The organism is Pseudomonas sp. P4_C3 (assembly GCF_056402075.1).
Map to the genome: position 1 here is coordinate 1 of NZ_JBFUIC010000148.1, position 11,012 is coordinate 11,012.

The following is an 11,012-nucleotide window of genomic DNA, read 5'->3' on the forward strand; positions in this document are numbered from 1 at the left end:
CATTAGGGGTGGCCAAATGCAGCTTCAGATGGGAACCTTTTAAAGCACGGAGACGTCCACTCCCCCGTTACGACCACTCGTCGGGGGCCTGAAACACCTGCAATTCAGCCTGACGAGGCTGTGCTCATGGCTCAATAGCCGTGTGCCTACCCTCTGTAGGAGCGAGCTCGCTCGCGAAAAAACGTCCAGACAACGCGTACATTCAGATACCCAGCGTTATCGTTGACGTCCATCGCGAGCAGGCTCGCTCCTACAGTGGAACGCGCTCGGCATGAGCTGCTTCTCGCGATCATTTTTCGGCAGCCAGGCATGGCGTTGCCACACGAAAATTTTTCGCCGACTGAAAAAAGGAGTCCGCCTGTGGCTATCCACTATGGCAAAGGGCTGATAGGAGGCGCGCTGGTAATCGCCCTTCTGGCCCTGCTGATCCACTGGATCGGCATCGACACGATCGAACACTACCGCGACGATTTGTTGTTTTACCTGCAAGCTCATCTGATTCTCGTCCTCGCTTCCATGCTGGCCGCCCTTGTCGTGGGCATTCCTGCCGGCATCCTCCTCAGCCGCCCGTCCATGGTCGGCCGTGCCGAACGCTTCATGCAGTTTTTCAACATCGGCAACACCGTTCCGCCCCTCGCCGTTCTGGCCATAGCCCTCGGTATCCTCGGCATCGGCAGCGGCCCGGCCATCTTCGCCCTGTTCCTCGCCTCGCTACTGCCCATCGTACGCAACACCTACGAAGGCCTGAAAAACGTTCAGGGTTCGCTCAAGGAAGCCGCCGTCGGCATCGGCATGACCCCGCTCCAGGTGCTGCGGAAAGTCGAATTGCCCAACGCGGTGCCGATCATCATCGGTGGTGTGCGCGTGGCGTTGGCGATCAATGTCGGGACGGCGCCGCTGGCGTTCCTGATCGGCGCCAACAGTCTCGGCAGCCTGATCTTCCCCGGCATTGCCCTGAACAATCAGCCGCAATTGCTCCTCGGCGCGGCCTGCACCGCTCTGCTGGCCTTGTTGCTCGACGGCCTGGTGACACTCGCCAGCCGCCTCTGGCTCGAACGCGGCTTGCGCCCGTCTTAAGCCTCGGCAAAGGAATCGTCATGAAAACATCAAGCTTTTTACTAGGCTGCGTCCTGCTGTTCGCAGGATTTACCCAAGCCGCTGACAAACCCTTGATCCGCATCGGCGCCCGGGTGTTCACCGAACAGACCCTGCTGGCGGAAATCACTTCGCAGTACCTGCGCACCAAGGGTTACGAGGTGCAAGTGACCGGCGGCCTGGGCAGCAATCTGGCCCGCAGCGCCCATGAAAGTGGCCAGTTGGACATGCTCTGGGAATACACCGGCGTTTCGCTGGTGGCCTACAACCATGTCACTGAAAAACTCGACAGCGAACAGTCCTACGCCCGAGTGAAAGAACTCGATGCGAAAAAAGGCCTGGTCTGGCTCACCCCGTCGAAATTCAGCAACACCTACGCCCTCGCCCTACCGAAGAATGTCGCCGACCAATACCCGCGAATCAACACCATCAGTGAGCTGAACACGGTGCTGCGAAAGGAAGCCGAGACCAACAACCTGGTGGCGCTGGATACCGAGTTCGCCAACCGTTCGGACGGTCTTGATGGCATGGTCAAGCTCTACGACATGAACCTGACCCGCAAAAACATCCGGCAGATGGACGCAGGGTTGGTCTACACCGCCCTGCGCAACGGCCAGGTGTTTGCCGGTCTGGTCTACACCACTGACGGTCGCCTCAACGCCTTCCAGCTGAAACTGCTGGAAGACGACAAGCACTACTTCCCCGACTACACCGCCGCGCCCGTGGTGCGTCAGGCCTACCTCGATGCGCATCCGCAATTGGCCGCACAGCTCAAGCCGCTGGCTGAACTGTTCGACGACAACACCATGCGCGAACTCAACGCGCGGGTCGACGTCGAGCACCAAAATCCTTCAGCCGTTGCCGCGGATTTCCTGCGCCAACACCCCTTGCTTTCTAATAATTGAGGCGGGAAGAGAAAAAGTCATGGAATTTATCAACGCCTTTTCCCATCTCGACTGGCAGCAGGTGATCCACCTGACCTGGCAGCACATCATGCTGGTCGGCATCGCCGTGACCCTGGCGATTGTGGTTGGCGTGCCGCTGGGCATCCTGATGACACGCTTCCCGAGCCTCGCCGGGCCGTTGCAGGCCAGCGCCACCGTGCTGCTGACTGTGCCGTCGATTGCCCTGTTCGGCCTGCTGCTGCCGTTCTACTCAAAGTTCGACCAGGGCCTGGGGCCGATGCCGGCGATTACCGCGGTTTTCCTGTACTCGCTGTTGCCGATCATGCGCAACACCTACCTGGCCCTGACCAGCGTCGAGCCGGGCATCCGCGAAGCCGCCCGCGGTATCGGCATGACCTTCGGCCAGCGCCTGCGCATGGTCGAACTGCCCATCGCCGTACCGGTAATCCTCGCCGGTGTGCGCACCGCCGTGGTGATGAACATCGGTGTCATGACCATCGCCGCCACCATCGGCGCCGGAGGCCTCGGCGTACTCATCCTCGCTTCCATCAGCCGCAGCGACATGTCGATGCTGATCGTCGGTGCTGTGCTGGTCAGTGTGCTGGCAATCATCGCCGACCTCATTCTGCAAGTGCTACAGCGCTCGTTGACTCCAAAAGGACTGCTCAAATGATCGAACTTCAAAACCTCAGCAAGACCTTCCAAAGCAACGGCAAAGATGTGAAAGCCGTGGATTCGGTGAGCCTGACCGTCAATGAAGGCGAAATCTGCGTGTTCCTCGGGCCATCGGGTTGCGGCAAAAGCACCACGCTGAAAATGATCAACCGCCTGATCAAACCGACCTCGGGCAAGATCCTGATCAACGGCGAAGACACCACCGGTCTCGACGAAGTAACGCTGCGCCGCAACATCGGCTACGTGATCCAGCAGATCGGTCTGTTCCCGAACATGACCATCGAAGAGAACATCGTGGTCGTGCCGAAACTGCTCGGCTGGGACAAGCAGAAATGCCACGACCGCGCCCGTGAGTTGATGAGCATGATCAAGCTCGAACCCAAGCAATACCTGCATCGCTATCCGCGGGAATTGTCCGGAGGCCAACAACAGCGGATCGGTGTGATTCGCGCACTGGCCGCCGATGCGCCGCTGCTGTTGATGGACGAACCCTTCGGTGCGGTCGACCCGATCAACCGCGAGATGATCCAGAACGAGTTCTTCGAAATGCAGCGGGCGCTGAACAAGACCGTGATCATGGTCAGCCATGACATCGACGAAGCGATCAAGCTCGGCGACAAGATCGCGATCTTCCGCGCCGGCAAGCTGTTGCAGATCGATCACCCGGACACGTTGCTCGCGCACCCGGCGGATGAGTTTGTCAGCAACTTCGTCGGTCAGGACAGCACACTCAAGCGCCTGCTGCTGGTAAAAGCCGAAGACGCGGCGGACAACGCGCCTTCCGTCAGCCCGCAAACCCCGGTGGCCGAAGCGCTGGAGTTGATGGACGAGCATGACCGACGCTACGTGGTGGTCACTTGTGCCGAGAATAAAGCCCTGGGTTACGTGCGCCGTCGCGACCTGCACCGTCAAGCCGGCACTTGCGCGCAGTACCAACGCGAGTTCAACGCCACCGCAGCGTACGACGAGCACTTGCGCATCTTGCTGTCGCGCATGTACGAGTTCAATCGCGCGTGGTTGCCGGTGATGGATGCCGAGCGGGTGTTTTTGGGGGAGGTGACGCAGGAGTCGATTGCGGCTTACCTGAGCTCTGGCCGATCGCGCGGGATGAAGACCAATATCGTGTCGCCTGCCAAGGCAGTGATCGCCTGATCACCCATATCGCCAGGTAAAAAACGCAAAACCTGTAGGAGTGAGCCTGCTCGCGATAGCGCAATATCAGTCAACGACGATGTTGGCAGTGAAAATGCCATCGCGAGCAGGCTCGCTCCTACAAGGTTTGTGCAATTTTTGGGTAATCGGCATACCGGAAAAAAATATCAACAGTCGCGTCTGTAAAAGCCATCCGAAAATACGCGCTGAAATAGTCAAATCCCCTCTCAGCCTACCTTTTCGCAGCCAACGTCGGCGATGTTGACGCTATCGTAGTTACTAGCGACTTGGCGCACAAAAGCGTCGAACGTGCAGGTATTCTTAACACTTCACAATTCCTTGGGAACATCCGACTGTCATCTGTGTCGGTTACAAAGAGTAATGCTCGCAACGCACGTCAGAAGAGTGCAAAAACGCGACATTTTTTGTTGATCTCAGGCCCCTCACGCCCTAAAGTTCGCGCCGAACGTCCATGCTGGAAACGATCCATCCGGCTCAAGTACTGACGACGAGACAGCAAGGCCAAGGGAAAGCTGCACTTCCCATGGCCTTTTTGCTTTCGGCGACATGCCTTGGGAAGTAGGCGAACCAAAGTGGGGATACGGAGGACGTTCATTTGCACCCATTGATAATTTTAGTTTGCCAGTAGGAGTTCCCAGCATGCCGATCCAGGTCGAAGATTATTTCGCGCGCGCCACTTTTGACAAAATGAAGGCGTTCGCCGACAAGCAGGAAACCCCGTTCGTGGTGATCGACACCGCGATGATCAGCCAGGCCTATGACGACCTGCGCGCCGGTTTCGAATTCGCCAAGGTCTACTACGCGGTCAAGGCCAACCCGGCCGTCGAGATCATCGACCTGCTCAAAGAGAAAGGCTCGAGCTTCGACATCGCCTCGATCTATGAACTGGACAAAGTGATGGATCGCGGCGTCAGCGCCGACCGTATCAGCTACGGCAACACCATCAAGAAATCCAAGGACATCCGCTACTTCTACGAGAAGGGCGTGCGCCTGTTTTCCACCGACTCCGAAGCCGACCTGCGCAACATCGCCAAGGCCGCACCGGGTTCGAAAGTCTACGTGCGCATCCTGACCGAAGGCTCGACCACCGCCGACTGGCCACTGTCGCGCAAATTCGGCTGCCAGACCGACATGGCCATGGACCTGCTGATCCTCGCCCGCGACCTGGGCCTGGTGCCTTACGGCATCTCGTTCCACGTGGGTTCGCAGCAGCGCGACATCAGCGTCTGGGACGCGGCCATCGCCAAGGTCAAAGTGATCTTCGAACGCCTGAAGGAAGAAGACGGCATTCACCTGAAACTGATCAATATGGGCGGCGGCTTCCCGGCCAACTACATCACCCGCACCAACAGCCTGGAAACCTACGCCGAGGAAATCATCCGTTTCCTCAAGGAAGACTTCGGTGACGACCTGCCGGAAATCATCCTGGAACCGGGCCGTTCGCTGATCGCCAACGCCGGTATCCTGGTCAGCGAAGTGGTGCTGGTTGCGCGTAAATCCCGTACCGCGGTAGAGCGTTGGGTGTACACGGATGTGGGCAAGTTCTCCGGCCTGATCGAAACCATGGACGAAGCCATCAAGTTCCCGATCTGGACCGAGAAAAAGGGCGAGATGGAAGAAGTGGTCATCGCTGGCCCGACCTGCGACAGCGCCGACATCATGTACGAAAACTACAAGTACGGCCTGCCGCTGAACCTGGCCATCGGTGATCGCCTGTACTGGCTGTCGACCGGTGCCTATACCACCAGTTACAGCGCTGTTGAGTTCAATGGCTTCCCGCCGCTGAAGTCGTTCTACGTTTAAATTCTGCCCGCTGTACAAAAAAGGCCTGTGAGTAATCACAGGCCTTTTTTTTATTTCCACCATTTCATCTTGAAAGCGATTCCAAAGCGACTTCACAACACATTAAGTTTCGATATCAGAAAGCTGCACTTTATTCAATAGAAACAGCAAAACTCAGAGTTTCACTCCCTACCCGACACACATTGAAATTCTTCCAGACTTAACTTTAACCACAACTACCATTACTTTTCAGCGGCAACAACAAGGACCTCCATGACGAAAAAACACAAAAGGGATTTTCATGTTAGCCATTCAAGAACAGACCATTACCGCCGAAGAACTTAACTCACTGACATCGGATTTCATGGGGGCCGTTTCCGGCACCCTCGAAGGTGTCGAGCGTGAACGTGGACTATTGGTTACAAACGATGACATCAGAAAAATAAGACGCTACGTCAATGCCGGACTGGCGCTACCCATCGAAATTGATGAAATAGAACAGATACACAAGTATGACCAACTGAATATCGCCGGGCTTAAATCTGCCGATATGAAAAAATTGTATAAATCCATGAGAAATCATGCTGAAACCTGGTCGCCGCTGGAATCAAACATGAAGAGAGTTGGTTCGGATCTTCATGTATTTGCCGACAATTTCACTTCAAGCAGTCAATCCATCATCAACTACCTGATGACACTACCCAGCTACATCAGTGGAGTCGGAAAAATCGGCAGCCTGAGCCCGGAGGAAATCGACAATCTGCCGGAAATCCAATTGACTGGAGATGAGAAACGAAAAATTCCGGCATTACTGGAACTGGTTGAAGAGCTTAAAGCAGTTATTACCGAACACAGCGCAAGCACGCAGATCACCAAAGCCCAGATCACCGAATTCAAACGGGAAATCAGCAACTCACTGAAACCGGCACTGGGTTTGAAAATAGCCCTGTGCAACAGCCACAACTTCGACGAAAAAATAAAACTGTTCAATCAAAGGATTGAAATTCTCAACCAGCGCATCAACGAAAAACTCGCGGAAATCGAAGAATACTCCAAAAGTAAATGGTGGGGACTCATCGGTGGCGCAGTTGGCTTTATCATTGCTTCTACAATATATGGAGACAAGGCCAACAAGGCTCGTAATGAACTGGATCTGCTAACAACCGAACGACGTGAAATCGAAACAAAAATTGCAACCACCAATGCGACCCTCGCATCGTTGCGGGCATTCGAAACCAGCCTACAGGACCTGCATGTCAGGATCGAAGGTGCTGCTGGCAGTTCATCGAACCTCGAAAGTCTCTGGGAGTTGATACAGGCTTATATCGACTCATCCAGCAAAAAACTCGATGGCGTTACCAATGCCATGTACCTGGTGTCTTTTGTCTCCAGGCTAACCACGATGATGGATAACTGGTCAAAGATAAAAAAGCAGGCGGGCGATTTATTGACAGCCTTTAACAACGCCACCCGAAACGCCTGAACTCCGCAAGTGCAAACTTCCCCCCTACCATCAATCTTCCTTTTAAAGACAGGACAATCATGACCGTACATACACTAGACACCTCATTTCAATACCCAGTACCTGACATGAAAAAAATCAAGGAGAGCAGAGAAGCACTCAATTATAAAATCCGTACATTGAGCACCATTTACTTACCCGTACTAGGGGAACAATTAAAGTCGCTACAGGAAGAAATAAATTCAACCAACAAGCAGGCGCTCAGCACCTTAACCCTGACCCCCACAGCATTACCCATTACTGAAATCAAACACTTCCTTACCGCCATTGAAAACCTGAAAACAGGAACACCCACACCGGAACAGCAGGAGGCGATAGACAGCTTTTACAAAGAAATCAAAATATTAATGAAGAGCGGGACAACCGGAACATTAGATTTTCTGACGGCATTAAACAACAATCTGATAAATCTGAAAGCAGTGACACTCAGCGACAACCAATACCGAATTAAAGAGCTGGAAACTTCAATCAGCAACGCTACTCCGTATATCTCAGAAGAAGAAAGCGCAATAGCACGACTGGTAAAAAACGAAACAGAGCTGAACGAGGCGATAAAACTCATTGAAGCGACAGACAACTTCTTGCTCATCAAGGAATTATTTCTAACCGCTGAAAAACTCGCCACCCTCAACTTGCCCGCCCCTCAAGTCGAACTTGTCAAGGCAGGTATTGCTGCCGCCGGCAAGATCCTCAATTTAATCAGCGACAGTATAAAGTATGACAACCTGATCCAAGCCAGAAGCCAGATTCAAAAACAACTGGATGACCGCCGCCGCAATCTCGCTCGCATCAATCAAGATATAAAAATCCTACAGAATCAAAAGAATCAGCTGGAGGAATTCCAGTCTGTACAAACACCCAGAGAACTCTATACCCATGAATTGAGTGTTCTCGCCGACGCCATTAATAAATTCCTGGAACTTACCGAACATGACGAGAGCGACGATCTCGAGTCGGTGGTTAAACGCTTCATTGAACAATCAGATATTTTCATGAAGCATATGAAGTCTCTGCGCGGGGAATGGAAGAGCTAAACCGGTTTCGATTCGGTTGTTTGCGGCAACTTCGATTAATGCGAGCGAAAACCCTGAGCAGCCTTTTCGCTCGCCTCAATGACTGTCATACCCACATGCTCATGCCAGCGCCTGATTTTGCAATTGCACGGCACGCTGTTCAAAGCACGGCGCCAATGCCCGTAGATCCGGGTGAGGAGCGTGTAACAGTGCCTGGCCGCTGACGCGCAGGAAGTTCAGGTTCCCTGCCGCCAATGCCTTGTGCAACCACACCAAGGCCTCTTCGATTTTCCCGTCCTGCGCCAGAACAGCCGCATAGCTGAATTGCCCGCGGAAATCCCCACCCTTGGCAGAACGTCGATACCACTCGAAAGCGGCATCCGGGTCGGCCTGGCAAAATCGGCCTTCCTCCATATAGCGCCCCAGCAGGTTCATCGACTTCGCATGGCCAAGGTCCGCCGCACGCCGATACCAGCTAAGCGCCAGCGCCTGATCCTCGGCTACACCGCGCCCGGTGGCGAGCAGATTGGCGAAATTGTACATCGCCCAATCCAGCCCTGCCGCAGCGGCAATTCGGTAATGCCTGGCCGCCAGCGATGCATCGTCCGCACAACCCCAACCATGCTCATGACAACGGCCGAGCATGTTGCGCGCCATCAGGTGCCCCTGGCGCGCGGCGATGCCGAACCAGCTCAGCGCCAGCGGCTTATCCTGCGCGATCCCCTGGCCGTCGAGCAGAATCTGCCCGAGCAAAGCCTGGGCTTCAATCTCCCCTTCGCGTGCGGCAATCAGGATGGCCTGGGCCGCGCGGGCCGGACTTTCGTCGAGCATCGCGCGCAGGCGCTCACCGTCGAGCAATTCCTCGCGGCGTAAACGAAAATCCGCCACTTACACCTCGACCCAGCGACGCAGCAGATTGTGATAAGTGCCGGTCAGGCGGATCAGTGACAGATGATCGGGCACATCACGGGTCAGTTGCTGGATGGCTCCGTCCATCTCGAACAACAGGGCGCGCTGGCTGTCTTCACGCACYAGGCTTTGCGTCCAGAAAAACGAGGCGAGTCGCGTTCCGCGCGTCACCGTATTGACCTTGTGCAGGCTGGTGCCGGGGTACAGCACCATGTCACCGGCAGGCAGCTTCACCTGCTGGGTGCCGAAGGTGTCCTGGATTTCCAGTTCGCCACCGTCGTAATCCTCGGGCTCGCTGAAGAACAGCGTGGCGGACAAGTCCGTGCGTACCCGTTCGATACTGCCTTTAGGTTGGCGCACCGCATTGTCGATATGGAAGTCGAAACTGCCACCGGCGGTGTAACAGTTCACTAACGGAGGAAAGACTTTGTGCGGCAGTGCAGCCGACATGAACAGCGGGTTTTTCCACAGCCGCTCCAGCATCGCCGCGCCGATCTCCTTGGCCAGCGGATGCCCTTCAGGCAGCTGCAAATTGTGCTTGGCCTTGGCCGACTGGTAGCCGGCGGTGATCTTGCCATCAGCCCAATCCGCTTGTTCCAGAGCCTCGCGAATGCGCTGCACCTCGTCTTTTTCGAACAGGCCGGGAATGTGCAGCAGCATGACAAAGGCACCTGAAACCAAAGGAGCTCTAATGGTATTGATTCTTATTGCCTGTGTAAAACACATCTGACGAGTGAGTCAGCAAAAACCGTAAGGGTAAATTGTAAAGAATGTAAATTAAGTGCGAATAGTAATATTTCGCAATTGTTACGAATACCTGTTTACCCTATATTCCGCGGCCTCAAATCCTTGGGGAGGGGAATTCAAATGTCGCGTCAACAACCACAAGTACCGGTCAGTTCACCACGTCTGCTCGCATCCGCCATCGGCATGGCGATTACTGCCGGCTCTGCGGGCCACATGGTTTTCGCGGCGGAAAAAACCGACGAAAAAGCACCGGACAAAGTGATTTCGCTGGGCGCCACCGCCATCACCGGCGAAGCCCAGGACGAGACGACCTACAACGTCGAGAAAGCCTCCTCCCCCAAGTACACGGCGCCGCTGATCGACACGCCGCGCTCGGTGACCGTTGTTCCRCAGCAGGTTCTGAAAGACACCGGTTCGCTCAACTTGCAGGACGCACTGCGCACTGTTCCGGGCATCACTTTCGGTGCCGGTGAAGGCGGCAACCCGCAGGGCGACCGTCCGTTCATCCGCGGCTTCGACGCCCAGGGCGACACCTATCTGGACGGCGTGCGCGATACCGGTTCCCAGAGCCGCGAGATCTTCGCCGTTGAATCGATCGAAGTCAGCAAAGGCCCGAACTCCGCGATCGGCGGCCGTGGCGCCGCCGGCGGCAGCATCAACCTGGTCAGCAAGAAAGCGCACCTGGGCGATTCGCTCGACGGTGGTTTCACCTGGGGCTCCGACCAGACCCAACGCTACACCTTCGACGGCAACTACCAGTTCACCGACACCGCCGCTGGCCGTCTGAACCTGTTGAGCCACGAGAGCAACGTCGCCGGACGTGACAGCGTCGACTACGACCGTTGGGGTGTTGCACCGTCCCTGGCCTTCGGCCTGGGTACGGACACACGCGTCAACCTCGACTACTACCACCTCGAAAGCAATGACACGCCGGACTCGGGTATTCCGTACTCCATCCCGGTCGGTGGCTCGACTGCCCGTACCAAGGCCAATCCGGACAAGCCGAATGACGGCGGCGACAGCAGCAACTTCTATGGTCTGACCGATCGCGACTTCCGCAAGACCCGCACCGACACCGCGACCTTCGCCATCGAGCACGACCTGAGCGACTCGCTGACCATCAAGAACACCCTGCGTCACGGCACCAGCATGCAGGATTACATCCTGACCCAGCCGGACGACAGTAAAGGC

At 55.6% G+C, this 11,012-nt stretch carries 10 protein-coding genes; 8 read left to right on the forward strand and 2 right to left on the reverse strand.

Annotated elements, in window-relative coordinates; translation table 11 throughout:
* The first annotated feature begins 360 nt into the window (after positions 1-360).
* From AC1DVH_RS20195 to AC1DVH_RS20225, 7 genes are all read left to right on the forward strand, one after another.
* Positions 361-1,077: an ABC transporter permease gene (locus AC1DVH_RS20195; RefSeq protein WP_477755287.1), complete on the forward strand. Its 717-nt coding sequence runs from the start codon at positions 361-363 to the stop codon at positions 1,075-1,077.
* A gap of 20 nt (positions 1,078-1,097) precedes the next feature.
* Complete coding sequence (locus tag AC1DVH_RS20200) at positions 1,098-2,000, forward strand: glycine betaine ABC transporter substrate-binding protein (RefSeq protein ID WP_477755288.1); 903 nt, start codon at positions 1,098-1,100, stop codon at positions 1,998-2,000.
* 19 nt (positions 2,001-2,019) lie between these two features.
* A complete protein-coding gene (locus AC1DVH_RS20205; RefSeq protein ID WP_477755289.1) occupies positions 2,020-2,673 on the forward strand; it encodes an ABC transporter permease in 654 nt (217 codons plus the stop codon).
* Entirely contained in the window at positions 2,670-3,827 is a 1,158-nt protein-coding gene (locus tag AC1DVH_RS20210) for an osmoprotectant ABC transporter ATP-binding protein OsmV (protein WP_477755290.1), read from the forward strand. Before AC1DVH_RS20205 ends, AC1DVH_RS20210 begins: the two co-directional genes overlap by 4 nt.
* A gap of 660 nt (positions 3,828-4,487) precedes the next feature.
* A complete protein-coding gene (locus AC1DVH_RS20215) occupies positions 4,488-5,651 on the forward strand; it encodes a type III PLP-dependent enzyme (RefSeq protein ID WP_108218162.1) in 1,164 nt (387 codons plus the stop codon).
* A 280-nt stretch (positions 5,652-5,931) separates the two neighbouring features.
* Positions 5,932-7,113: an alpha-xenorhabdolysin family binary toxin subunit A gene (locus AC1DVH_RS20220; protein ID WP_477755291.1), complete on the forward strand. Its 1,182-nt coding sequence runs from the start codon at positions 5,932-5,934 to the stop codon at positions 7,111-7,113.
* 107 nt (positions 7,114-7,220) lie between these two features.
* The gene (locus tag AC1DVH_RS20225) at positions 7,221-8,186 is read left to right on the forward strand and encodes an alpha-xenorhabdolysin family binary toxin subunit B (protein WP_477755292.1); all 966 of its coding nucleotides are present in this window, start codon (positions 7,221-7,223) and stop codon (positions 8,184-8,186) included.
* A gap of 99 nt (positions 8,187-8,285) precedes the next feature.
* On the opposite strand, the gene AC1DVH_RS20230 is transcribed toward AC1DVH_RS20225, so the two are convergent.
* Both AC1DVH_RS20230 and AC1DVH_RS20235 read right to left on the reverse strand, forming a co-directional pair.
* Positions 8,286-9,053: a tetratricopeptide repeat protein gene (locus tag AC1DVH_RS20230; protein WP_477755293.1), complete on the reverse strand. Its 768-nt coding sequence runs from the start codon at positions 9,051-9,053 to the stop codon at positions 8,286-8,288.
* Entirely contained in the window at positions 9,054-9,734 is a 681-nt protein-coding gene (locus AC1DVH_RS20235) for a Fe2+-dependent dioxygenase (protein WP_477755294.1), read from the reverse strand.
* 207 nt (positions 9,735-9,941) lie between these two features.
* Here AC1DVH_RS20235 and AC1DVH_RS20240 point away from each other — a divergent pair.
* A partial coding sequence (locus AC1DVH_RS20240; RefSeq protein WP_477755295.1) for a TonB-dependent receptor occupies positions 9,942-11,012 on the forward strand: 1,071 nt, incomplete at its 3' end.

What these genes read in the sequence shown, in the direction of transcription:
- AC1DVH_RS20215 (WP_108218162.1), top strand. Translation starts at nt 4,488, where the DNA reads ATGCCGATCCAGGTCGAAGATTATTTCGCGCGCGCCACTTTTGACAAA.
- AC1DVH_RS20210 (WP_477755290.1), top strand. Translation starts at nt 2,670, where the DNA reads ATGATCGAACTTCAAAACCTCAGCAAGACCTTCCAAAGCAACGGCAAA.
- AC1DVH_RS20205 (WP_477755289.1), top strand. Translation starts at nt 2,020, where the DNA reads ATGGAATTTATCAACGCCTTTTCCCATCTCGACTGGCAGCAGGTGATC.
- AC1DVH_RS20220 (WP_477755291.1), top strand. Translation starts at nt 5,932, where the DNA reads ATGTTAGCCATTCAAGAACAGACCATTACCGCCGAAGAACTTAACTCA.
- AC1DVH_RS20200 (WP_477755288.1), top strand. Translation starts at nt 1,098, where the DNA reads ATGAAAACATCAAGCTTTTTACTAGGCTGCGTCCTGCTGTTCGCAGGA.
- AC1DVH_RS20225 (WP_477755292.1), top strand. Translation starts at nt 7,221, where the DNA reads ATGAAAAAAATCAAGGAGAGCAGAGAAGCACTCAATTATAAAATCCGT.